Annotated in this window: 15 protein-coding genes and 1 riboswitch; of the genes, 7 read left to right on the forward strand and 8 right to left on the reverse strand. The window is 51.9% G+C overall.

Features of this window, described 5'->3' with window-relative positions:
• Positions 1-154: 154 nt before the first annotated feature.
• From AC3G2T_RS00875 to hemG, 3 genes are all read right to left on the reverse strand, one after another.
• Positions 155-1,888 carry a polysaccharide lyase family protein gene (locus AC3G2T_RS00875; RefSeq protein WP_488434197.1) on the reverse strand — a complete coding sequence of 578 codons (1,734 nt, stop codon included), beginning with the start codon at positions 1,886-1,888 and terminating at the stop codon, positions 155-157.
• A gap of 526 nt (positions 1,889-2,414) precedes the next feature.
• A complete protein-coding gene (locus tag AC3G2T_RS00880; RefSeq protein ID WP_474682150.1) occupies positions 2,415-3,728 on the reverse strand; it encodes a NarK family nitrate/nitrite MFS transporter in 1,314 nt (437 codons plus the stop codon).
• A 91-nt stretch (positions 3,729-3,819) separates the two neighbouring features.
• Complete coding sequence (hemG, locus tag AC3G2T_RS00885) at positions 3,820-5,274, reverse strand: protoporphyrinogen oxidase (protein ID WP_488434198.1); 1,455 nt, start codon at positions 5,272-5,274, stop codon at positions 3,820-3,822.
• A 195-nt stretch (positions 5,275-5,469) separates the two neighbouring features.
• On the opposite strand from hemG, the gene lpdD reads away from it, so the two are divergent.
• Positions 5,470-5,817, forward strand: a complete 348-nt coding sequence (lpdD, locus tag AC3G2T_RS00890) for a prenylated flavin chaperone LpdD (protein ID WP_488434199.1) — start codon at positions 5,470-5,472, stop codon at positions 5,815-5,817.
• Between the two features lie 551 nt (positions 5,818-6,368).
• On the opposite strand, the gene hcp is transcribed toward lpdD, so the two are convergent.
• Together hcp and AC3G2T_RS00900 are read right to left on the reverse strand one after the other, a co-directional pair.
• Positions 6,369-7,661 (reverse strand): hydroxylamine reductase, encoded by a 1,293-nt coding sequence (gene hcp, locus AC3G2T_RS00895; RefSeq protein WP_488434200.1) that lies wholly within the window; start codon positions 7,659-7,661, stop codon positions 6,369-6,371.
• Between the two features lie 219 nt (positions 7,662-7,880).
• Complete coding sequence (locus AC3G2T_RS00900; RefSeq protein WP_474682154.1) at positions 7,881-8,723, reverse strand: helix-turn-helix transcriptional regulator; 843 nt, start codon at positions 8,721-8,723, stop codon at positions 7,881-7,883.
• 120 nt (positions 8,724-8,843) lie between these two features.
• Here AC3G2T_RS00900 and AC3G2T_RS00905 point away from each other — a divergent pair, with 120 nt between their 5' ends.
• From AC3G2T_RS00905 to AC3G2T_RS00920, 4 genes are all read left to right on the forward strand, one after another.
• The gene (locus AC3G2T_RS00905) at positions 8,844-9,869 is read left to right on the forward strand and encodes an alpha/beta hydrolase family protein (protein ID WP_474682155.1); all 1,026 of its coding nucleotides are present in this window, start codon (positions 8,844-8,846) and stop codon (positions 9,867-9,869) included.
• 24 nt (positions 9,870-9,893) lie between these two features.
• Positions 9,894-10,826 carry a pectinesterase family protein gene (locus tag AC3G2T_RS00910; protein WP_488434201.1) on the forward strand — a complete coding sequence of 311 codons (933 nt, stop codon included), beginning with the start codon at positions 9,894-9,896 and terminating at the stop codon, positions 10,824-10,826.
• Positions 10,827-10,889: 63 nt separating this feature from the next.
• Positions 10,890-10,967: riboswitch (ZMP/ZTP riboswitch) on the forward strand.
• A 72-nt stretch (positions 10,968-11,039) separates the two neighbouring features.
• Positions 11,040-11,909 (forward strand): bifunctional 5,10-methylenetetrahydrofolate dehydrogenase/5,10-methenyltetrahydrofolate cyclohydrolase, encoded by an 870-nt coding sequence (locus tag AC3G2T_RS00915; protein WP_488434202.1) that lies wholly within the window; start codon positions 11,040-11,042, stop codon positions 11,907-11,909.
• Complete coding sequence (locus tag AC3G2T_RS00920; RefSeq protein WP_488434203.1) at positions 11,896-12,519, forward strand: cyclodeaminase/cyclohydrolase family protein; 624 nt, start codon at positions 11,896-11,898, stop codon at positions 12,517-12,519. Before AC3G2T_RS00915 ends, AC3G2T_RS00920 begins: the two co-directional genes overlap by 14 nt.
• Positions 12,520-12,642: 123 nt before the next feature.
• Here AC3G2T_RS00920 and AC3G2T_RS00925 read toward each other — a convergent pair whose 3' ends face one another.
• From AC3G2T_RS00925 to AC3G2T_RS00935, 3 genes are all read right to left on the reverse strand, one after another.
• A complete protein-coding gene (locus AC3G2T_RS00925) occupies positions 12,643-14,964 on the reverse strand; it encodes an ATP-binding protein (protein ID WP_488434204.1) in 2,322 nt (773 codons plus the stop codon).
• 589 nt (positions 14,965-15,553) lie between these two features.
• Entirely contained in the window at positions 15,554-16,648 is a 1,095-nt protein-coding gene (locus tag AC3G2T_RS00930) for a DNA-binding protein (protein ID WP_488434205.1), read from the reverse strand.
• 333 nt (positions 16,649-16,981) lie between these two features.
• The gene (locus tag AC3G2T_RS00935) at positions 16,982-17,236 is read right to left on the reverse strand and encodes a hypothetical protein (RefSeq protein ID WP_474682165.1); all 255 of its coding nucleotides are present in this window, start codon (positions 17,234-17,236) and stop codon (positions 16,982-16,984) included.
• Between the two features lie 263 nt (positions 17,237-17,499).
• On the opposite strand from AC3G2T_RS00935, the gene AC3G2T_RS00940 reads away from it, so the two are divergent.
• Together AC3G2T_RS00940 and AC3G2T_RS00945 are read left to right on the forward strand one after the other, a co-directional pair.
• Positions 17,500-18,882 (forward strand): MATE family efflux transporter, encoded by a 1,383-nt coding sequence (locus tag AC3G2T_RS00940; protein WP_488434206.1) that lies wholly within the window; start codon positions 17,500-17,502, stop codon positions 18,880-18,882.
• 1,353 nt (positions 18,883-20,235) lie between these two features.
• Positions 20,236-23,667, forward strand: coding sequence for a DUF2252 family protein (locus tag AC3G2T_RS00945; protein ID WP_488434207.1), 3,432 nt, complete (start codon positions 20,236-20,238; stop codon positions 23,665-23,667).
• The last annotated feature ends 37 nt before the right edge of the window (positions 23,668-23,704 follow it).

Genomic DNA, 23,704 nt, shown 5'->3' on the forward strand with positions numbered 1-23,704 from the left:
AACACGTGAATACAAGCCTCACGGTCAGATGAGTACGTGACTCAGTTTGTGGCTATGCCACGAAAGAGGGACATCCCCTTTGTTGGAAATGGTTGTCGTGATCAACCATTTCTCATCCAGGGAGGATGTCCCTTTTTTCAGTTCCTGATGCGATTCAATCTGTCTCCAATTTGATCGTATCGTACATAATGCCGCCGCCGCTGGTGACGCTTGTCATTTTGAAGGTGATTGTATTGGAGCCTGCCGCAAGCTGTGATGCAGGAAAATCGATTTGAACCATTTTGTATCTTCCGCTTTGCAATGCATCCCGGTAGATGGTTTGATCGTTCAATCCCGAGTAATCCAGCGTTGTTACGGCTACTCCGTTTACATCCACTTCTACGATCGGAAAGCGGGAGATCGCAGCCATGGCAACGGTGAGATGGGCATTTCCGCTGTACGTTTTAGCCAGATTAAAATTGACATTCCATTGTCCCGCCTGCGTCTGTGCGTAATACCAGTTGGTTGAAGGCGAGCTTGTGCCAATCGTATAGGTCAGGTTGGCCGGCACGTTATTGTAGATACCGAACTGCCTTGGGAAATTGCCTAAGTTGAATTCCCCTGATTTCCGGTCGGCAGTTCCGATCTGCCAAAGCTTATTCGGATAATTAGGCGGCGTCCAGGTAATAGTACCCAAGTTGGCGGCAGTGCCGCTAATTGCAATATTATCCTTCTGGAGCTGATCCGTCATACTGCCGCCGGTCTGATAGGCATACAGCGAATAGGTGCCTGGCCGCACGTTTGGAATGTTGAACTTGCCGGAGGAATCCGTTTGAGCCCAATACATATAGTTCGTGCCCTGGTACAGAAATTCACCGCCGGGCTGAGCAAGAACAATCGTCGAACCTGCGGCCGAACGCCCATCGGCAACCTTCAACGTGCCGGTAACTGTGGAACGATTTAAAGGGTAATTTTGGTTTGACAGCCAAGAGTAAGGCCAGGACGCTTCCTCGGCAGCGGCTCTTGTTTTTGCGTCGCTGATATCGCCATTATTGACATATACCAACCACGGTCCATACATTTTTCCTGAAGGGATCGTTGTGGAAGTTTTCCCTAAATGAGTTCCTTGCATCATATTAAGCACGGTGCCGTCGCCCGTCGAGCTCTCGACGTGAACCATCAGTTCCTGATTCAGCGGTCCGCCGTTGTCGGCTTCATGGCTTACAGGGATCATCCAGACACCGTAGTTGTTTCCATTCGAAGCTGTTCCATATACACCGTGTATATGATCTTGTGCCATATAGCTTGCCCAATCGTACTTGGAGTAGTACGAGCCGTTTGGCAGCTTCCAGGTTTCGTTCTGAACGAGCGTTCCGTTTTGAATATCGGAGACAGCGGGGAGTGCCCCTTGCCTTTCAGCGTTATAACCGTTGCGGAAGATCGATCCGTCAACGCGATAAACCGTCCGCATTTCTTGGACCGTTCCGACATTCGCGGCAACAAAATAGGAATAAATGCCGCTAACGCCGCTGCGGACGACATAGTGCAGCTCGCCGGCGCCGCCGATATAGGCGATGTCCGCCATGGTGCCGGTATTGCTTACGATTTTGAGTTGGGTCGGGCTGAGACCGCTATTTGTTCCGCTGTTATTGGTATTGTCCCAATAAAAGCCTTTAGCTGTCCCAATCAGCTCCTGGCTGCCATAGACAAGTGAGTATCCCTTGCCCGTGTTGTTAAACTTGACGGTCAAATATTCATTGGATATCGTGGCAGTCATTGCGGTTGTATCAGCAGTCAAAGTCACTCCGCCGGCCATATGTGCGACGGGCATTTGAATGAAAGAAAGCGTTAAACAGAATAATGCTGCAAACATTACAAAAGGTTTCATCATGTTGGCCATCAGCTTCATCTTTTCAACTCCTATTCTTAACACTGAGAATAATTCATCATGTCCTTCTCTTGCAACATTTACGGTGACAAGGGCGAGACTCCTGTCTTCCGTCTAAAGGATGGGGGAGCGGCAGCACCTCCTGCATGACGGGTTGGTAATCGGTCTTTCGGATAATCACCTGCTTTGCTATAGGATTGATAACGAAATGTAAGCGCTATCGTTTCGGATGATACCATTTCATTTTATTTCAAACAATTGGATTTTTTTGATTTATTGGACTCAAATTGACTTGATTATTATGCAAAAAAGTGCAAACGACTTTCATAAGCCCTGTCCCGGAATCGTTAGCTTATCGTAAAAGAAAGAGCTTCGGAACGGCGCCATTCGCGCGATTCCGAAGCTCTTTTCGTTGTTTTGCGGCAGGCAGGGCCGCTGTGGAGGAACTGTTGGCAATAAAAGATAAAGCGTGCAAAAATGTGCATTCGCATCCGAAGTCTGTTCGCGAGTTTCTTGCTCCTGCGAGCCGCTCCCGCAAGCAGCCGTCTCACGCCTTTTTCGTTTTGGATATGACGAACGAGGTGACTTCGGCTTTTTTGCTTTGATAGAAATGCCAGTTCAAAATAATCGAAATGATGTAGAACGCGATGAAAAAATAGAACGCTGCAACTGGGCTGCCTGTCGTATTCGTAGCCCATCCGAAAAGCTTCGGTATAAAGAAAGAGCCATATGCCGCGAAAGCTGCCGTGAAACCTAATACGGGAGCGGCTTCTTTTGGCGGGAAGATGAAAGGAATCATTTGGAACGTAGATCCGGAACCGGTGCCCGCCGCCAGGAACAGGAGGAGGAATGATGCCAAAAATCCGCCGAACTGATGCGCATCAATATAGTAAATAACTCCGATCGCTCCGATCCCCATCAATACGAGCACAACAGCCGTAACGTTGGAACCGCCGAGCTTATCCGCCAGCCATCCGCCTACAGGCCGGGCTGCCGCTGCGACGAAAGCTCCAAGGAATGCCAGCGACACATGCTCGGGGAACTGGGCTTTCAGCAGCAGCGGAAACGCAGCGGAATATCCGATAAATGAGCCGAAGGTGGCCACGTAGAGCCAGGTCATAATCCAGGTGTGCTTGCGCTTGACGATGACGAATTGTTCGGATACCGATTGCTTGGTTCCGGGCAAATTGTTCATGCCGAAAAATGCGATGACGGTCATGATCAGAATAGGCACGACCCAAATAAAGGCGGCATTTTGCAGCCAGACATGCTGCCCGTTCTTAAGCAACTGGCCTTCTCCGCCGACCAATGCGAAAGTTCCGGTTGTAATAATCAGAGGCGTCACGAACTGCACGACGGATACGCCCATATTGCCGAGACCACCATTGATGCCGAGGGCTGTGCCTTTTTCCTTTTTAGGATAAAAGAAGCTGATGTTGGACAAAGACGAGGAAAAATTTCCGCCGCCCAGGCCGCAAAGCGCTGCCAAAAGGAGCATGACCGAATAAGGCGTGTCCGGGTTTTGCACGGCCATTCCGATGCCAACGGCAGGGATAGCGAGAATGCCCGTGGACAGCACGGTCCAGTTGCGTCCGCCAAACGTTCCGACCGCAAAGGTGTACACAAAGCGTAAAGTTGCGCCTACCAGTCCGGGAATAGCAGCCAGCGTGAACAGTTGGTCCTGTGTAAAATGAAATCCGATGTCGTTCAACCGGACAGCGACAACAGACCAGATCTGCCATACGATAAAGGCCAGCATGAGAGAAGGAACGGAAATCCACAAATTTCGGGTAGCGTGCCGCTTGCCTTCGCTTTTCCAAAATTGCGGGTCTTCAGGATTCCAAACTTGAATTTTAGCCATAAACATCCTACCTCCTTCATATGTGGCTTCATTGTAGCAAAGCGGACGGACCGCCCACTGTAACAAAAATCATAGTATAAAGCCGCACATTTTAAGAATTTGTGAGCAGTTGTTGAAACAATCGTTCGGCCGCTTGCCGGCCCTGCGCAATGCAGTCCGGAATTCCGACGCCGCGATACGATCTCCCGGCCACGACCAGATGCGGAAATTGCTCCTGAAGCTGCCGCTCGATATGTTGGAGCCGATCCATATGGCCTACCGAATATTGGGACATGGCCCCGGGATGTCTTGTAATTTCCGTGAACAGGGGCGCTGCCGCCAGTCCGAGGATGGCGCCTAATTCTTTCTTCACTCGTTTTTCCAGCTCGGAGTCGTCCAATTCCTCATGAGACTGATCCCCCCAATGGCCTGTATAAGCCCGGATCAGCACTTTTCCAGGCGGGGCGGTGTGGGTCCATTTCGACGAAGTCCAGGTGCAGGCCGTGATGAGCAGCCCCTCTTGCCTGGGAACGACAAACCCCGATCCCTGCAGAGACCGATCGAGCGCAGCTTGATCGAAAGCCATAACGATGTTGGCAACGGACGTGCTGGGGATTTGCCCCAACCGTTCCGTCAGCGGCTGCGGCGCGCCTTGAATGAGTTTGGCCGCTTGTTCGGCCGGCGCAGCCAGGACGATGCCGTCGACTTTCAGCGCCGAATGGCCGGAAAATACAATTTTATAGTTTTCCTGCTGGCGCAAGATGCTCTGAACGGGACTGTTCATGCTGATGAAGGTTCCGCTTTTCGTCAGGACGGCCGCCAGCCGGTCGACCAGCGTGCGTAGTCCGCTTTTGTAGGTCAGGAACATGCTGCTGCGAAGATGGGGAGGCAGCTGGCTAACGGCAGCGTCCGGAGCCGGTGACGGCTTTTTGCTGCGGGAGGAAAGCATGCCGAGAATGAGGCTGCGGTGTTCTTTTTCCATATGAAGCAGCTGCGGAAAAGTTGCGGCGGTGCTCAGCATGTGCAAATCTCCCGCATAGATGCCGCCCAAAATAGGTCCGACCAATCGGTCGGCGACCTCCGCGCCCAGCCTTCGTTCAATCAAGCTCCCGATGGATTCGTCACCGGGGGTGCTTTTTCTGGGCAAAAGAAAATCCAATGACGCCCGGACTTTGCCGGGAAAAGAAAGCAAACGGGTACCTATGAACGGCTTCACTCGCGTGGGGATGCCCATGGACAAGCCTGCAGGCACGGGGTGAAGCTTTCCTTTCAGGCAGATAAAGCTTTTGGAAGCGGTCGGGGCCAGTCCGGTCAAGTCGCCGGTCAAGCCGAGTTCATCGGACAAATGCAGCACGGCAGTCTTGCGGGACAAAAAGGCATCCGGGCCTTGTTCGATAATAAAGCCGTCCCGATGCAGCGTTTGAATGACGCCGCCGAGCCTGTCGCTTTTTTCCAGGAGCGTGATTTGAACCGGCTGCCCCGAAGATTCGAACTGTTTGTGCAGCTCGTAGGCTGCGGTCAGCCCCGTAATGCCCCCGCCGATTACCGCTATATGTTTGATTTTCATGGCCGCCACTCCTGACTCATTTTTCCCATAATGTATCATAGGCCGAAATCGCCGGATATGAGATAGATCACTTTCAGCACTTTTGGACACGGCAAAAACTGCATCGTGATCTTCATCACATGCAGTTGGCCGGGCATTTTCGTATAATGAAGCGGTTTCGCAATGGAAAATCAGGAATGGAGGCGTTTGGGCGGCATGAAAAGTGAACCCGTACCCTATAACATCCATATTCATACGTATTCACTGGGAAAAGACAAAGTATTTCTGATCGGCGGCGGCCAGGCTCATATCGGGGCTGTGGCGGTCGCGTATCCCGACGGGCATCGGATCTGCGAAGAAGCCGTCACACTGCCGGGACATAGAGAAAAACCGCTAGCGGCAGAGCTCGCAAGGCTGGCAGCCTCACAGCTCAATCAGGCCGTAACGGTTATTATGGGCATCCATATCGATCAAGCGACGAAGCAGGACATCGACGAGATCGTCCGATGCGTACGCGAAGCCATGGCGGAGGAGCTTAAGCGAGTGCAAGCATGGCATAATTAGCTAAAGCCTCATTATTGATGAACGAGGAGGCATTCTAGTTACTATTCTTTTTGTTTCTTCGAATAAAAATGAACATAATAGCGGTTGTGAATAATAAAATCGCTAACAACCATCCTATCGTCGGTGCGTAATTCGTTAAACTTTTGCCGCCAACCGCAAATAACAATGAAACGGAAGCCAATATACAAAGCAGCACAATAATTCTATTCACTCGGTCCCACTCCTCTTGGAAAATGATTCACATTACAGCGTAAACCGATGTAACGATGTATGCTGTGGCAGACGATCCTGATTGGCCAACATTTTCGTTATTTATAAATGGGCTCTGTAAATATATACCACTATTTATCAACGCAATCAACGGTTAATCAAATAGGCATCAAAAAGCTTGATGTGGGAAAAACGAACGCATGTGAAAAGGCTACCCGCTTGGGTAGCCCGATTCTGTTATGCGCCGGTGGACCCGGCTCTTTACCCTGTTATCGATCAAGCGACGCCGCAGGACATCGACGAGATCGTCCGATGCGTACGCAAAGCCATGGCGGAGGAGCTTAAGCAAGTGCAAGCATCGTTGCCATGTCCTCTTGAGCATTCCCGATCAGTTTAAGTCCGAAAGTTTGCACCAGTACGTCCAGAACGCCCGGGGTAATGAATTCCGGCGGTTTGGGACCGATGCGAATATCTTGAATGCCGAGGCTGAACAAGCCGAGCAGGATGGCGACGGCTTTTTGCTCGAACCAGGAGAGGACGATGCTGACCGGCAAATCGTTGACACTGCAGCCGAAAGCGTCGGCCAAAGCGAGCGCGATTTTGACGGTGGAGCCGGAATTGTTGCACTGCCCAAGGTCGATGTACCGCGGGATGCCGGTATCGGCGACAGTTCCGTATTCCACGTCGTTGAAGCGGAATTTGCCGCAGGACGTCGTGAGAATGACGGTATCGTTAGGAAGCGATGTAGCGAGCTCGCGGTAATACTCGCCGCCAGGGCCGGGCGCATCGCAGCCGGCGATGACGAAGAAACGTTTTATTTTGCCTGCTTTGACGGCTTGAATGATTTCGGGAGCGAGCCCGATCACCGTTTCGTGATGGTATCCGGTCGTAAGCTGCTGCTCGGAATCAATGCTGACGGCGGGCAGCGACAAAGCTTTGTCGATCAGAGGGGTGAAATCATCGCCGATGATTTTGGTGACACCTTCCAGACCGGCGATATCGTAGGAGAAAAAGCGGTCGGCATACGTGCCTTTAATAGGCATGACGCAGTTGGTCGTCGCCAGGATGGCTCCCGGGAATTTTTCGAAAAGCCGCCGCTGGTCATACCACGCTTTGCCGATATTTCCTTTCAGATGCGCGTATTGCTTCAATTTCGGGTAGCCGTGGGCCGGGAGCATTTCGGAATGTGTGTAGATGTTGATTCCTTTGCCCTCGGTCTGTTTGAGCAGTTCCTCCAGCGCGTAAAGGTTGTGCCCGGTTACGACGATCGCATGGCCCTCGATTTTGTTCTGGGACACCGTGACGGGCTGGGGAATTCCAAAATGCGTCGTATGCGCGCGATCCAGAACGTCCATGATCCTTACGGCCGCGGAACCGACTTTCATCGCCATGTCGATATGCTCCTGGAGGTTGAAATTGGAGTTGGTCAAAGTCATGTAGAGCGCTTCATGTGTGATGCGGTCTACCTCGGGGTCGCTGTAGCCCAATTGGCGTGCGTGCGTGGCATAAGCGGCGATACCTTTTAACGCAAAAATCATCGTGTCCTGCAGGCTGGCGATATTTTCATCTTTTCCGCAGACGCCGACTACTTTGCAGCCGCCTGTCGGGGTTTGCTCGCATTGGTAACAAAACATAGATGAATCCCTCCGTTTCATTGTCCGGTTTTCATACACAGATTAACAGGTCTGCGGAAAAAGGTATGTGATCGCAATCACAGACAGTTAAAATGCTCACGCTCAGCCGAAACAAACACGAAGGACAAGTATATTCAATTTTAGCCAAAATAGACAAGAGCATGCAAGAAATCTGGCAATTGCATGCTCTATAATAGGGACATTCACCGGGGATGGCCGTTATTTCCCCGCAAGCTCGCGGTAGCGCAGGGGCGGCATGCCCGCAATGGATTTGAACGTTTTGTTAAAATGGGAAATGTGCTCAAACCCGACCTGCTCCGCAATCGTCTGGACTTTGCTCCGGGTCGTCTGCAGCAGCTTTTGCGCTTCGCGGATGCGCACAACCCGGACGTATTCGCTAAAATGGAAGCCCGTCAGTTTCAGAAAAATGCGGCTTAAATAGGCGGGGCTAATATAAAATTGTTTTGCGGCAAGCTCCAGGGTAATCGGCTCTTTGTAATGGGTATTGATGTAGGAGGCGATCTCCGTCACCTTCTGGTGCATCGGATGGCCGCCGCCCGGAGGCTCGCTGCCCGACCCGCAGGAGCGGTGAATCCGGATCAGCAGCTCGGTCAGCAGCTGCCGCACACAGGAAACGTAAAGCGCCGGCCGCTCCCTGCATTCGGTCAACATTTGCTGGAGCAAGCGCTCGACGGCCTGCTGCTCTTTGAGCGGCAAGCGGATTAAAGCGGACTCGCAAAAAGGCGGCAGTTCGAGCAGCGGAGGTTCGGTCGGAGCTATGAAATCGGGCGCGAATTCGATCAGCACCCTCTCGAATTTTTCGACGCTTGAGCTTGACGTAGCGTGAAGGTCGTTCGGCACGACAACGATCAAGTCCCCTTTTTGCACGGTGTATACTTTGCCGTTTATAAAATAGACGCGCTGGCCGTCCAACAAGTAATATAATTCGTAAAACGGATGAGCATGAGGGCGGGGCATGGCGAAATAGCCTTTGCGCTGCAGCTGCTGAATGGCAAAGGATGAATCGCCGATATGGTATTTCGGTTCGGTCCGGCTGCTCATGGAAGTCCCTCTCTTTGCAGGAAGCGTATATGCAAATTTTAGCATATTTTGAAAGCGGAAGGCGCGAAATCGAAAAGCGGAAGGCCGAATCCGGCCTTGGATAAAGGAGATGGCTGCGGAATGTGGAGCCCTGACGATTTTTTGGCAAAGCTTTATGCCCAAACGGTGGAAAACAGCCTGGACCGCGCCGCCGGGACTATGCCCGACGGGGCCGGGCGCGAGGAGCTCAGGCGCCGGCTCGCCGATGCGCTGGGGGCCTGGCCCGAGCGCAGGCCGGCGCTGGAGCCCGAATTGCTCGACACGTTCGAGCATGAAGGACTTACCGTCGAGAAGCTCGCTTACTCGACGTACGAAGGGCTGCGGATACCGGCGTATGCGCTGTATCCGTCAGGCGGGGGCGGCAAGCTGCCGGCGGTGCTTGCCTGCCACGGACACGGCCCGGGCCATCGGGCCGCGCTCGGCATGAATCCCGACGGCAGCTTCGCTGACGATCCCGGGATTCACAACAAATTCGCCGTCCGGCTGGCCCGCCGGGGGCTGTTCGTGCTCGTCCCCGAAATCATCGGCTTCGGGGACCGGAGATTGCAGGCCGGCGTGGAGGCCGATCCGTCGGCCAAAGATTCCAGCTGCCTGCCGATTGCGCTGCAGCTGCTCATGTGCGGGATGACCATCGCCGGATTCCGCACATACGAAGCGACGCGCGCGCTTGACTATTTGGCCGCGCGCGGGGAAGTCGATCCGGAGCGGATCGGGGTCATCGGTTTTTCCGGCGGCGGCCTGGTCGCATCTTTGACCGCTGCTTTGGATGAGCGCATCCGCGCCGCCGTCATTTGCGGATATGCGAATACGTACCTGGGGAGCATTTTGGATCGGCCGCACTGCATCGACAACTATATTCCCGGCATCCTGCGGATTGCCGAGCAGCCGGAATTGCTCGGGTTGATCGCTCCGAGGCCTTTGTTTATCGAGTCCGGGGATCAGGACCGGGTATTTCCGGTTGGAACGACGGAAGAAGCCATCGTGCGGCTGACCCGGATTTACCGCAGTCTTGGAGCGGAGGACCGGCTCGCTGCCGACATATTCCCGGGCAAGCATGAAATTTCCGGAAGAACATCATTCGACTGGCTGAAGGCGCAGCTTTCCTGAGCGGAGAGGAGACAAACCTTTTTTATGAGACATATCACGGTTTCGCAAGACGGCAGCGGGGACTTCACCGGCATTCAGGAGGCGATAGACGCCGTCCGCGTGCTTCCTCTGGAGCCTGTTACGATCTATGTCAAAAATGGAACTTATCGCGAAAAATTGCTCATTCCCGACAATAAGCCGGACATCGCACTGATCGGCGAGAGCCGCGAAGGGACGATTATCGCTTACGGCGATTACGCCAGGATGACGGGGCCGGACGGCAAAGAAATAGGAACGTTCCGCACCGCCGTTTTGAAGGTGGAGGCCGACGATTTTCGCATGGAAAATTTGACGGTGCAAAACATCGCGGGCTATGGCCCGGAAATCGCGCAGGCCGTTGCTTTGTACGCTTCCGGCGACCGTCAGGTTTACCGCAGCGTCAGGCTGCTCGGCAATCAGGACACTTTGTATACGAGCCGGGGGCGGCATTATTTTGCCGGTTGCTATATCGAAGGGCATGTCGACTTTATTTTCGGATCGGCTGCGGCATGCTTCGAATCGTGTGAAATCCGCAGTTTGCGCGGAGGCTATATCACGGCCGCTTCGACGCCACGGGGCGCGGAGTTCGGCTACGTCTTTTTGAACTGCCGTCTGACCGGAGCGCAGGAGGAGGAGTCGGTCTATCTCGGCAGGCCATGGAGAGCGTGGGCGCATACCGCGTTTATCAACACCTGGATGGGGCCGCACATCTATTCGGCGGGTTGGGACAATTGGGACAATCCCGGCAATGAAAGCACGGCCCGCTATACGGAGTACGGCAGCACGGGCCCCGGTGCGCGCGATGCCGCCGTCCGCGCCGGCTGGGCGAGGGTTTTAACGGAAGCGGAAGCGCTGCGGCTTGATGCCAAAACCGTTCTGGCCGGCCATGACGGCTGGGACCCGACGGAGAGCGGAGAGGGCGCTGCAAGGCGGGCGTGAAACATTCTCGCCCGGCCGTCTATGCGGAACGCGAATCTATGTGATAAACTGTACGCAGCAGTAATCGTTATGTGTGACTGGCGTAACGTGGGCAACCACGAGGGAGCACATGGCTTATAGCCGTACGCCTGGGCAAAGTATTTGGTAAGCAAGCATGCGACCAAGTACTTTTTTTGCATTTTCATCCGATTATGGAGAGGGGAACGAACGTAAATGGGTTTGCTGCTTAAATCGAAGCCGTTAGCCGATCAAATCTCGCACTCTATCGCCGCCGAAGTCGGCAAATGGAAGGAGCGGGGCGTTCAACCGGCGATAGCCGCCATTTTGGTGCAGGGCGATCCGGCTTCCGCGTACTACGCCAAAGCAAAGGAAAAGCTGGCTGCCAAACTCGGGGTTGCCTTTCATTTGATGGAATTTGAGGCGCAAGTGAGCGAACAGCGCCTTCTTGAGGAGATCGAGCGGTTAAACGGGGACCCGGCCGTGCACGGAATCATGCTCGAGCTCCCCGTTCCCGGGCACATCCGCGTGCAAAAGCTGTCCGATGCTATCGCTCCGGCCAAAGATGTCGACGGCATATCTTCGGCGAACAAATTGGCGTGCATGACGGGAGAAAGCGGGTTGTACCCGGCGACGCCCCAGTCGTGCATCCGCATTTTGAAACATTACGGATACCGGCTTCAGGGGGCGCATGTCGTTCTGATCGGGCGGGGAGAAACGGTAGGGCGGCCGCTGATGCAGCAGCTGCTGCGCGAAAATGCCACCGTAACCGTCTGTCATTCCTATACCGCGAATTTATCCGGCCATATCGCTCAAGCCGACATTTTGATTACGGCCGCAGGCAAAGCAGGCCTGGTGACCCCGGGCATGGTGCATGACGAATTGGTCGTCATCGATGCGGGAATCAATGAAACGGAGGTTGGAATTGCAGGCGACGCCAGCCCCGGCATTTGGGAAGCGGTGAAAGCCGCGACACCGGTTCCGGGCGGAGTAGGCACGCTGACGACCGTCATTTTGTTCGAAAATTTATTAAAAGCAATGGAACTGCAGTCCATCGGGCGGGGGGATGCAAATGAAAGTTTTTGACCGGAAGATTCGCCAATTTCTGGAGGAAGCGGGCTCAAGCTCGCCTGTGCCGGGCGGAGGCAGCGTTGCGGCGCTGTCCGCGGCTTTGGGCGCTTCCATGGGGTCCATGGTAGCCAATCTTACGGCAGGACCCAAATATGAAGCGGTCCGGGAATCGATGACGGCGGCCGTGGAGCGGATGAAATCGGCGATAGCCGAGTTCGAAACGCTGCTGGAACAAGACATGGACGCATTTCACGGATTCATGGCGGCACTCGCGCTGCCCAAAGGGACCGGCGCCGAGAAGGAAGCACGCTCGCTTGCCGTGCAGGATGCCGCCGCTCAGGCCGCCGCCGTGCCGCTCGCTCTTTTGAGTCGGAGCTATGACATGATGGTTGCTTTGGACGAAATCATTCATCTGGCTAACAAAAATGTCATATCCGACCTCGGCATTGCCCTCATTATGCTGGAAGCGGCCATTCAATCCGCCTGGATTACGGTAGAAATCAATCTGGGCAGCATGCAAACCGGGCTTGCGCAGGTTTACCGCGCCGAGGGCCTGGAACTGCTGGACAAAGCCGGGCAGCTAAAGCTGAACGCTCTGCGGAAAGTAAGGGAAAGAATGAGTTAGGCAAGCCAGGCGGCCGTATGGCAGAGAAAAGAGTTACCCTTGAGCGGGATGAAGCGCCCGGGGGTAACTCTTTGTGTTATGTCAGGTCAAGGAGGAAATCGCCGATGCTGCTTGATCTTTGATTCACGCAGAAATAGCCTCCTCATTTGGTATCGTAATGACGAATTTCGTTCCGAACCCTTTTTGCGTGGTGACCTCCAATTGTCCGCCCGCATGTAAGATTCTGCTCCTCATTTGTTCGATTCCCAGTCCCGATGAATCGATCTCCTTCCGACGCACTTTGTTGTCTTCAAACCCCACGCCGTCATCCTCATAGATCAAATAAAAGCTATTGTGCGCTTCCGTTATCAGAAAAGTGACTTTGGAAGCCTGGGAATGCTTTTTCGCATTGTTGAGCAGCTCCTGAGCAATTCGAAAAATATGTCGTTTCGTCGGCAAATCTTTGGCTTCAATGGCAGCAGCCTGCTCAGCAATGAATTCAAGTTGAAAAGGAGCGGTAAAAGCTTCCTTCTTCATGTACATCGTCAGCGTTTGAATCAAACCAATCTCTTTAAGCAAATGGGGATTTAACTCAAAACAGCTTTGGCGCAAACTGGCATTGATCAATTCCACGAAATTAATCATATTGTCGAGCTGTTCCCGATCTTCTTCGGGCGTAGTATACTTTTCCGACAGGATGGTTAACTTTCTTTTCAGAAAGAAAAGGTCCTGCATCGTCGTATCATGAAGATCGGCAGCAATCCGAATCCGCTCCTCCTCCTGCAATTCGAACATGATCTTACGAAACCATTGAATGTCTTGCGCCGTTTCCTCCTGTGGAAGTTGGGAAGCCAATTGCTGCAGCCTCGCGGTCAGCTTGCGGACCAAGTGGACATTCTCCAAGCTAACCTCCAAATAGGAGGTAATCAAGCGCAGCCATTGGATTTCTTCCTTTCCAAGCAGCGTATTCGCCTTTTTGCGTGTCATTACCAAATAACTCGTATACTCTTCATGATCATTCATCTCAATGCAAGTATAGAGCGGATGATCGAGCGGGGATGACGAGTTGACAAGCAGCCGAATCTCCGCAGTATTTATATCACCCTCGCTAATGATTTCAGTATCGTCCTTATACCGGAACACAATGGCTCCCCCCATCACCTGAAGCGTATCCACGATATCGACAAGTATGCTATCTTTCAATTCGCGGAAACTGGAAATGGTGCCAAGGTTTTTGGAAATCTTCTTCAAAGCTGTTTGCAAAACGTATTTTCTTGGGAACAAAAACGGTTCAAACCGTGTTGTCCAATATTCCGCCGCGTAGAGTACCGATGTAACAAGAATCAGCGAACCGATGAAAACGAACAGAATTTGCTTTTCATCCACAACTTGGCTAAATAAGAAAGCATATGCTCCCGTAAACAAGCTGACCGGAACGATAGCCAACAAACCAGCGAACAAAATCCGCCGGATTATACGGCCAATATCATATAACTGGTTGGAAGCAATCAAGTATACAAAAGAGATTGGGAAAAATAATATGATCCAGCTTGTGTACACTGCATTTAGAATTCGATATCCAATAAGTATTTTAGGGAGAAAAGAGAGACAGATGATCGGTAAAAATGAGACCATCCATGAAAGCCATACACTCTTGATAATGCTGGACATATAGGACGGTTGTTTCCGGAGTTTAACATAAAGTACTGTTAATAAATACATATTGAATAAAAACCCAACTATGAACATGCTCAAGGTAGCGGAATCATGATAGCGATGAATCGCATAGGCCATTGGGGGGTAGAAGTACAAGCATCTTACACCGAAAAATATAGCAGCAATTGAATACATATATTTCAAAGTCCGCCTCGGTAATTCTATATCGCCTTTTTCTTTGAAAAATACTACTAAAAAATGATAGAACACTATCGGTAACAAGATCATAAAGTTGGTGATAGTAAATTTTCCAATAGCATCTCCTCGAATAGATGCGCCTTGACTCATGTAAATGATCGCCATGGTTAGAAAAACAGCTGAAAGTAACCTAGCCGACGGAGATTGTCGTATTTTTACAAAAACCAAAACCGCCATAAAGAGGCACACTGATTCCTCGGCGACCTGGACAATATTGTAAGAAGTATCGCTATTGGTGTTTATTTCGATTATGTACTCACGCCCGTCCCTGAGTATCAATAACGTATGAGCTTGTTCAATCGTTCGCCATTTATAAACGAAAGGAACATCGTTGGGAATCTTTCCATCTACTTGCTTGATTACATCCCCAACTTGAAGATTCAGCTTTGCACCTGCACCTTCTGGAGCCAACTCTTTTATTACCCATTGCTCTTGAGGTGTTAGCCCAAGATAAACCCCGGTATAAGGGTAATGGAACATAATGAATGAGAACCAAATTTGCAAGACGACAAAAATCGACACACCCAGCCATAAAAAATACTTTTTTTTCATCTTAATCATCCTCCATGCTTTATTTTTTGTTATTATATTTGTGTAGTACAATTGTCCTGGGAGGGGGTGATATCTATGCTTACAATCCAGTTAAACCCCAATTTGCACCGAGTCGTACATATGTTGAAAAGAGTTGAGGTGAACAGAAACGAAGGTATCTCCATGGCTGAACTACCCTTGTCGAAAGAAGAGTCTTCTGCATTGATAAGTATCTTTAATCGTTCAACATCAAGTAGGAAAAAAAAACCGTCAGAACCTCGTTGTGATTGGGGTTGACCCTCTCAAGCAATATTTTACCAAATGGAAGAAGGATTGTAATTAGCCGCGGCTAATCATGCAATTCTTTTTTAGGTTGTCACTCTATACGAGATTAAAAGAAAAGAAGAAGCAAAAAAAAGAAGCTGATAAAAAATAGCCAATCAAATCCGCACTACTATAAGAGTGGATTTGATTGGCTATGATTAAATCGTCCTCTGTCAATCAGTAATCCTTTTAGCCACCGGAACCGTCATGCACAAGAGGCTGATATATTGGAGGGTTCTTTGAAATTTCTTTGTTATTCGGTTTGTCCGCGTGAGCGGATACAGTATTAGTTATTCCTATCACTGCTACTAGAATCAACAGCAACTTCTTCATTGTGAATCCCTCCCATGATTTGTGAGAATTTTTCTTCCTGCTCTTTGGATGCATGGTGTCTGTGCATCCAAAACAATGAGGCACAATTTTTAAAATCAACATCATTGTTATGAGAAACAGCATAAGAGAGACAAAGAAGAATTAAGTCTATTCCTACGCTGACATAACCTTTTCTACAAAAATAAATAGCTTTTTGATAGTTAAATTGTATGTAGTGGCTTTTCCAAACAGGATTTTCGGAGTCTTTATATTGGTCAATCTCTTTCGAAAATTTATCCAAAATGTGGTCAATATCATAATGGTGTAAGTTAGCTGCTTCAGCAATTGTTCTCATGCCTGTGATCAATATGGAAGAAGAATTTGAGGCAATGAACTCTGCATATTCGTTGCATACGTCTTTGCCAAGAAGTAAATCGATCGAATAAGTGTTTCCTTTCGCAAAAACACTAAACTTTTCGACTTCTTTTCTTCCTTCATCATCTAAAATTTCGAACCAGCTTAAATCGGCGTATGATTGTACATACTTTTTAGCTTCTTCATATTTCCCGGTTAAACTTAGAGACAGCCCTTTTAATAAAAACCCTTGCCCGTAATAAACGACCAAAGGTCTTTCTGTTTCCAATGATATTCTTGATCCGCTCATTCCTGTTGACATGCTGTAGACATACATCGCGCATGTTCTTAATTCATCTGCATATTGGCCAACCTCATTCCATTTTTGCAAATAGTAGCACGTTTGCGATATCTTCAGAAGGGCATCTAGCTGGATATTGTCAGGCAAATTTTTTATGAAAGGACTGAATCGTTGAATTGCTTTCCAATCTTCTTCAGAACCATTTCCCAGGGACGCAAGAAAGATTCGATATTGGGCAATGCTCACTTTTTCTGACAATCGAATCTGTTCATGATCGCAGAAATATTTATAATAATGAATAGACTCTTTTCTTCTGCCTTGTTTAAATAACGTTTCGGCCAGGTCAAATAAGATAGATGGAGTTTCAGCGTCATCCAAACAGGAGTCAAGGTCACCTTTTGCATCCTCCAGCATAGAAAAATCCCCTTTGCATTAATTACTATCATTTCAAATTTAAACCATAATACAAAAGGAATTTACCATATATTTCTAGGATGGTCAATAAAGAATTATCTGATGATTAGTTCGATGTTCAATTCGCTCATTTTGCCGAATAGGTTGTGGAATAATTGAACACCGTTCATTACCAAGAAGTTTAATTCATGAATATTCACTTATACATTTTTTCGGATGATAGCCTGGCCGAGGGCCTGGAACTGCTGGACACAAGCCAGGCGGCCGTATGGCAGAGAAAAAGAGTTACCCTTGAGCGGGATGAAGCGCCCGGGGGTAACTCTTTGTGTTATGTCATTTCAAGGAGGAAATCGTCGCGCCGAATATGATGACTCCGAAAATGATGTACAGCACGATGCCAATCGCCAACCAGATCAGGCTGGCTTTTGCATAATTGGCTTTCGTCTGATTCGTTCCGCTGCTAAACGCCCATACGAACAGCATGATGATGTTAACGACCGGAATGGCCAGCAGCAGGATGGTCAGCATCCACTCTTTCACGCTAATGACGGGGTTCGGTTGCTCGATCGGGTTTGGAAATTCCAACATGCTCAGCTCCTTTAACTTGTCTGTAGTATTCATCGCACAAAATAGGTTGATGGCCGACCGACTGCATCAGGCTTCAACCCCAGTGATAAATGTATTAGGAATTGTAGGAGGTTATGACAAAATAAGCCGGAACGCAGCTTTGTACGCAGGCGGCGGTCTTCTTTTGAGGTTGGAATATTGATAATTTGAGTTGCGAAAATGGAACATGGCTCACAGCGGAAGAACTATAATTTGAGCAGACTATATAACGGTGGTGGAGATGCGTGACTGTAGAGAAAAACAAATTTACACTGTGGGTTCTCGCCTGGCCCATTTTTATCGAATTGATGCTGCAACTGCTGCTTGGAACGGTGGATACGTTGATGGTCAGCCGGATTTCCGACGATGCGGTCGCGGTGGTCGGTCTGGCGAACCAGCTGTTTCAAGCTTTGACGACGTTATTTATGACCGTTGCCAGCGGAGCGGGAATCGTCATCGCCCAAAAGCTGGGAGCGCGCAAAAACGAAGACGCGCGGACGGTCGCGATCATGGCCGTGATGGTCAGCGCGGCGATCGGCCTTGTGCTGAGCGTTGTGCTGTACCTCGAAGCACGCCCTTTGGCGAAGCTGTTCCAATTGGAGGAACGGCTGCTTCCCATGGCGGACACATATATTTCGATCGTCGGCGGCGGAATGGTTTTGACGGCGTTGATGGCTTCGCTCAGCACGGTCATCAGGAACACGGGCAACACCAAGGGGCCGATGATTACGGCGCTGGGCATGAACGTGATTCACGTCTTTTTCAATTACGGCTTCATATTCGGAGCTTACGGATTCCCGCAGTTGGGTTTAACCGGGGTTGCTATTTCTACACTTGTTAGCCGTCTGTTGGCGACTTTCCTGCTCCTGTTTATGTTCGTCCCGGCGTTTGAACGCAGAATCCAGCTCAGGGACTGGCTGCTTTTTCACCGCAAGCTGTTCGGCGAAGTGCTGCGGATCGGCTGGCCGCTCGGCGTGAACATGTCCTCTTACGTATTCACACAATTGGCGATGTATACGTTCCTGGCGATGATGGGGGCAAAAGAGCTTGCCGCCAGAACCTATATGAATACGTTGGAATCCACCTGCTCGATGCTCGGATACGCGATTGCGCTGGCGATGCAGATTCAGATTGCGCACCTGTACGGCGCGGGGAGAACCCGCGAGGCTTATCGAAGCTCATATCGGGGACTCTGGATCGGGCTGGCGCTCGTGAGCTTCAACTCGGTGATCTTGCTGATCGTCGGAAAGCCGTTTCTCGGTCTTTTTACGGCCGATCCCGAAATTTTGGCTCTCGGTCTTTCCTGCATCGCGCTGAATCTGATTTTGCAGCCGGGCAAAATGCTGAATATGGGCATGGGCAGCGCCCTGAATGCGGTAGGCGACACCCGGTACAGCATGTTCGTATCGCTGGGCTCCATGTGGCTCGTCGCAGCAGGCCTTTCCTACCTGCTGGGCATCAGCTTGGGCTGGGGCCTGGCGGGCATTTATGCGGCGATGATCTGCGACGAGTATTTGCGCGGCGCTCTCGTTTTGCGAAGGTGGCGCAGGCAAAAATATTTGCGCCAGGCGGAGCGGCAGCACGCCGCCGTCCAGGCGCAGGCGGCCGGCGCAGCAGCGCAAGGCTAGCGGCGGTGGCGGGTGCGGCTGGCGGGCCGGTGGCGGGCGCAGGCCCGGCGGGGAGCGGGTGGCGGAGCCCTCGGCGCGGCGTGGGTGCAAGGCTGGCGGGCCGGTGGCGGGCGCAGGCCCGGTAGGGAGCGGGTGGCGGAGCCCTCGGCGCGGCGTGGGTGCAAGGCTGGCGGGCCGGTGGCGGGCGCAGGCCCGGTAGGGAGCGGGTGGCGGAGCCCTCGGCGCGGCGTGGGCGCAAGGCTGGCGGGCCGGTGGCGGGCACAGGCCCGGTAGGGAGCGGCGGGGATGAAGCCCGTCGGAAGACTCGCTCGCCGGAACTGGCGGGGCTGCTTGGCAATGAGCCATGCCGCTAGGCAGCACCCATAAAGATGAAAATAATGCATCGCTAGTTATTTTCAGGGTAGAGCAGCTTTTTGATCCTTCGAACGCTCGCTCGCCGCGACAAATCCCAGGCTGTCCGGAAACCTCTACACGCCAGAACTGGCCGCACAAACCTGGTTGCACGAAAAAAACCTGCAAAAGTGCAGTTTTTTCTCGATGGATGCGCCGGCCACGAAATATTCCTGCAAAAGTGCAGGCTTTTCGCCGCGAACATGGACTCAGATGCATTTTCAGCGAAAATTCCTGCACAATCGCAGGCTTTTCGCCAAAATGAACTACTTTTACAGAAAAAGCCTGCACTTTCGCAGGTTTTTTCCTTGCCAGCCGTCTTACCCCCAGTCTCAGCACCGCAAACCGTGCAGGAGAGACGAGGGGGACGAGCTGGGGAAGAGCGGCTGGGTCCCTCCGGTTCCTCAGCCCTGCCATGCTCGGAAATTCCCGCACAATCGCAGATTTTACAGGCGTCGGAGGCGTCTGGGGGCGCGAAGATTGTGCTGTTGCGGAGCTTTTCGGCGGTGTCCCAAACGTCGCAGCATATGTGGTCGGCCGACCGCTGTCTTGCAGCGCAGCACCGCGTGTAGGGAGCTGCAAGCGCTGCCGTCATGCAGCGCAACACCGCGTGTAGGGAGCTGCAAGCGCTGCCGTCATGCAGCACAGCACCGCGTGTAGGGAGCTGCAAGCACTGTTGTCTTGCAGCGCAGCACCGCCCGCAGCTTCCTTGCGTGTGGTGCCGTCAGCGCTCCCCGGAGGCGCGTTCGTTTCCCTCAGCCCTCGTTTTCCCCGCAATGAAGCGCTTCTTCCCCGACTGATATACCGCTCTCCGATCGGAGGCAAGTTCAACGAAGCGTCCCTCCTTTTTTCGTCCCATTATTTTAATTTAATATGCATCTTACATATGCCGAACACTCAGATAACAATTCAACATTAGAGTAATGGTATTTGAATAATTTACAAACATGGGGGGAATGCGGCGTGTTCAGTAAGAGGAGAATTAAAAAAGCGTTAGTATGGACGATGACGGCTGCACTGGCTTGCGGCGGCAGTCTCGGTTATTTGGATCCCGGCAAGGGGACGGGTTTGGGGATCGGACAAGCTATGGCTGCAGGTGTGGCGCAAAATGCGAATCATGTGGTGATCAGCCAGATTTATGCGGGGGGCACGGACAATCCGACGAAAGGCGACTCCACGTATACGAACGATTACATAGAGCTTTATAACCCGACAGATAGCGATGTATCGCTCGCAGGGTGGTCTATTCAATATGTTCCTTATAACTATACGGCTGGAAACAGCTGGAATGTGGTGGCGCTCGGTGCAGATGCGGGCAAGCCTGCAGGCATCAAGGCACACGGATATTATTTGATCAAAGGCAATCACGGCAATTTCGTTTTCGGGGCAGGATCTGCGCCGATTGACGACGCTTTTGCCGATACTGTAGCAGGCAGCGCCTTCCCTCACATGAGCAAGGACGGCGGCGTGGTCGCTCTGGTGCAGGGCAGCACGGCGCCGATCACGACGGCGAATCCGAGCGGGGCGAGCACGGTGGATTTTGTAGGCTACGGCACATCGTCCAAAACGCCAAAAGCTTATGAAGGGGCCGCCTATGCGTTGGACGGCTCCTATAAGAAAGCGATCGTCCGCAAAGGGGCCAATCCGGAAACCGGGACTGTTGTCGCGCCTGCGGGATCGGCGAGCACCGGTTTTGGCAACGGCTCGGACTCCGATAATAACGATCTGGCCGTAGGAACCAATACCGGCGATTTCCAGCAGCTGGACAACGGCAATTTTTCACCTCGCAACAGCAGTGTGCGGGAACCGCGGATTAAAGGTTCGGCTGCCGTCTCCAACGCCGTCTATATGAATGACGACAATATGACGATCAATCCGGCCAAAAACCAGTTCAAAATTTCGCTGACCATCGGCGCTGTCCGCAGCGGAGCGCTGACGGAAGGCACGGATTTCACGATTGCCGGACTTCCTTCCGGAAGCTTTACGACAACAGCGGCAGGTTCGACCGCGGATAACTCCATCACCTTCAAGGTGAACGGGACCGCTGGCACGGCCATCACGGCAGATGCCAATCTGCAAGTCACCGTCAAAGGCTCCGCCCTGGCCCAACCGGACGCTTATCCCGATTCCTTGGCTATTGGCGGGATCAAGCTCGTATACGTTTCTTCCGTTCCAAAACCGGCGGGAACTCCCGTTACAGGGGCGGACAAAGTGGTTATGACGAGCGCGATGGCGATCGGACAAGCTTCGTTTGCCATCCAATTGCAGGACACGGCTCATATTCGGACCAACACCGGGACAGTTCCTTTGGCTGAAAATACGGACTTCACCGTGACCGGGCTCCCGAGCGGGCTGACCGTTAGCGCTGCGGCGGACACCGCTCAAAACCGCATCGTGTTCACCGTTGCCAATCCGCATGCCGTTTCCGTTTTGGAAGATGCCAAGCTGTCCGTTGTCATCAAAGGGAACGCTGTTCAGGAAGCCGGAGCTATTGATTCGGATGCGATCGCAGGCATAGCGCTGCAGCGTTACCGGACGGCAGTCGATATTAGCGAAAGCCGCAAAGCTTATGTCGAGCAGCAAATCGTAGCCGACAACAGCTTTTTTCAGGACCCGGTTACGAAAATATACAAATACAGCAGCAAGGCGCTCGGGCACGATCCGTTCACGTTTTTTAGAGGTACGAACGCCGTGTTCCTGCAGGATTTCGGCAAGGCGGCCCTGCCGGTGCCTGCGGGTCTTACCCAATTTGCCAATGTGAAAACGTACAGCCAAGGCGATGCGCACATACAGAATGTCGGCATTTTTAACGATAAGACGGGTACCGCTGTTTTTGACCTGAATGATGTGGACAGCGCGCACGTCGATACTTTTTACAATGATTTGGTACGTTTTGTAACCAGTCTGTACGTCATTAAATATGATGCCGACAGCACCGGAATCAGAACGATGACCGACGAAGAGATCCGACCTGTCGCCCAATCGTTCCTTAACACATACAAAGATACTTTGCCGCAAGTAAGCGGCAACGATACGGAAACGACAACCAAGCTTACGTCTGATCGGCTTCAAACCTATACGGCGGCTGTTATGAATAAAATCGTTGGCACCAGCGGTTATTTGGCAGCCCGGAAGAAACAGGCCAATAAATGGCGCGATGACATCCTCTCGGATACATCGAAATATCAGACGGCGACGGATGCGGAAAAAGCCGTGATTGAAGTGGGCTGGGGCAGCTATAAGCAAAGTTTGCGCAGCGCTTTTCCTTCTCTGACGGATGAACAGTTTGACAGCTATTTTACGATTAAGTCCGATTCCAATTCTTCCAAACTTATCGTTCGCCGCATTAATCAAGGTCTGGGCAGCATTGGCGTTATGCGGTATAACGTGCTGATTGAGGGGCCTTCTTCCAGCGGCGATGACGATATTGTGCTGGATGTGAAGGAACAGCGCCAGCCGGCGAGCTTGTCGATGCAAGCCTACAAGGCGATGTCGATAGATACGGATGCTCACCTGGGCGTGCTGGCGGGCGTGGACAAGCAGTACCTGGTTCGGGAAATTTCTCCGTACAAAGGCGACTATACGAAAAAAACTTTTGCGAACGCGAATGATTTCAGCCAATACGTGATCGATTCGGCCAAAGCATACGCTTATGCGCATGCGCGGTCCGACCGGGACTCGGCTATCGGCGGGTTGACGAACAGTTTTGACGATGAATTTGCGGCGGGCATTGCAGGACAGTGGGATACGCTCTCCAAGCTCATTCTCAATGCGGGCGAAGATTACGCTCACCAGGCCGTGGCAGACTACAATCTGGTCAAAGACGACATGGCTTCGGGCAAAATGATCGACGTTGCTGCACTCAGCGGGCTTTCGTTGAGCGGCGTGACGTTGAGTCCGGCATTTTCCGGCGGGACTTTCACGTATACGGCTTCCGTGGCTGCGGACGTGACGAGCACGACGGTTACCGCTGTGGCGGCTGACCCGGCGGCTGTAATTTCGGCGGCTGATTTGGGCGTCAAGGCGTTGACGGTCGGGTCTAACACGATAACGGTTCATGTAACCGCCCAAGACGGAAAAACGACGGCAACTTATTCCGTTGTTGTGACCAGAGCATCATCGGGAGGCGGCAGCGGCAGCAGCAGCTCCGGCGGTGGCAGCGGCAGCAGCGCTCCAGCGAGCTCGGGAACGATTCAAGCGGCGGACGGAGGAACATTGACGCTGAACGGCGTCAAAATCGAAGTGCCGTCAGGAGCGGTAAGCAGCAATATTCAAGTTAACGTCGATAAAATCGCCGACACTTCCAAATTGCCCGCAGACAAGGCGTTGACATTGGTCAGCGACGTGTATGAGATTAAAAAAGACAAGGACGGCGACTTCAGCAAGCCGTCGTAATTACACTGCCTTATGACCGGACAAAAGCAGACCTGAA

The sequence above is a fragment of the Paenibacillus sp. sgz302191 genome (assembly GCF_057749925.1).

Excerpts from the sequence above, each read along its gene's own strand:
- AC3G2T_RS00875 (WP_488434197.1), bottom strand. The coding sequence starts at position 1,888 with ATGAAGCTGATGGCCAACATGATGAAACCTTTTGTAATGTTTGCAGCA.
- AC3G2T_RS00880 (WP_474682150.1), bottom strand. The coding sequence starts at position 3,728 with ATGGCTAAAATTCAAGTTTGGAATCCTGAAGACCCGCAATTTTGGAAA.
- hemG (WP_488434198.1), bottom strand. The coding sequence starts at position 5,274 with ATGAAAATCAAACATATAGCGGTAATCGGCGGGGGCATTACGGGGCTG.
- lpdD (WP_488434199.1), top strand. The coding sequence starts at position 5,470 with ATGAAAAGTGAACCCGTACCCTATAACATCCATATTCATACGTATTCA.
- hcp (WP_488434200.1), bottom strand. The coding sequence starts at position 7,661 with ATGTTTTGTTACCAATGCGAGCAAACCCCGACAGGCGGCTGCAAAGTA.
- AC3G2T_RS00900 (WP_474682154.1), bottom strand. The coding sequence starts at position 8,723 with ATGAGCAGCCGGACCGAACCGAAATACCATATCGGCGATTCATCCTTT.
- AC3G2T_RS00905 (WP_474682155.1), top strand. The coding sequence starts at position 8,844 with ATGTGGAGCCCTGACGATTTTTTGGCAAAGCTTTATGCCCAAACGGTG.
- AC3G2T_RS00910 (WP_488434201.1), top strand. The coding sequence starts at position 9,894 with ATGAGACATATCACGGTTTCGCAAGACGGCAGCGGGGACTTCACCGGC.
- AC3G2T_RS00915 (WP_488434202.1), top strand. The coding sequence starts at position 11,040 with ATGGGTTTGCTGCTTAAATCGAAGCCGTTAGCCGATCAAATCTCGCAC.
- AC3G2T_RS00920 (WP_488434203.1), top strand. The coding sequence starts at position 11,896 with ATGAAAGTTTTTGACCGGAAGATTCGCCAATTTCTGGAGGAAGCGGGC.
- AC3G2T_RS00925 (WP_488434204.1), bottom strand. The coding sequence starts at position 14,964 with ATGAAAAAAAAGTATTTTTTATGGCTGGGTGTGTCGATTTTTGTCGTC.
- AC3G2T_RS00930 (WP_488434205.1), bottom strand. The coding sequence starts at position 16,648 with ATGCTGGAGGATGCAAAAGGTGACCTTGACTCCTGTTTGGATGACGCT.
- AC3G2T_RS00935 (WP_474682165.1), bottom strand. The coding sequence starts at position 17,236 with ATGTTGGAATTTCCAAACCCGATCGAGCAACCGAACCCCGTCATTAGC.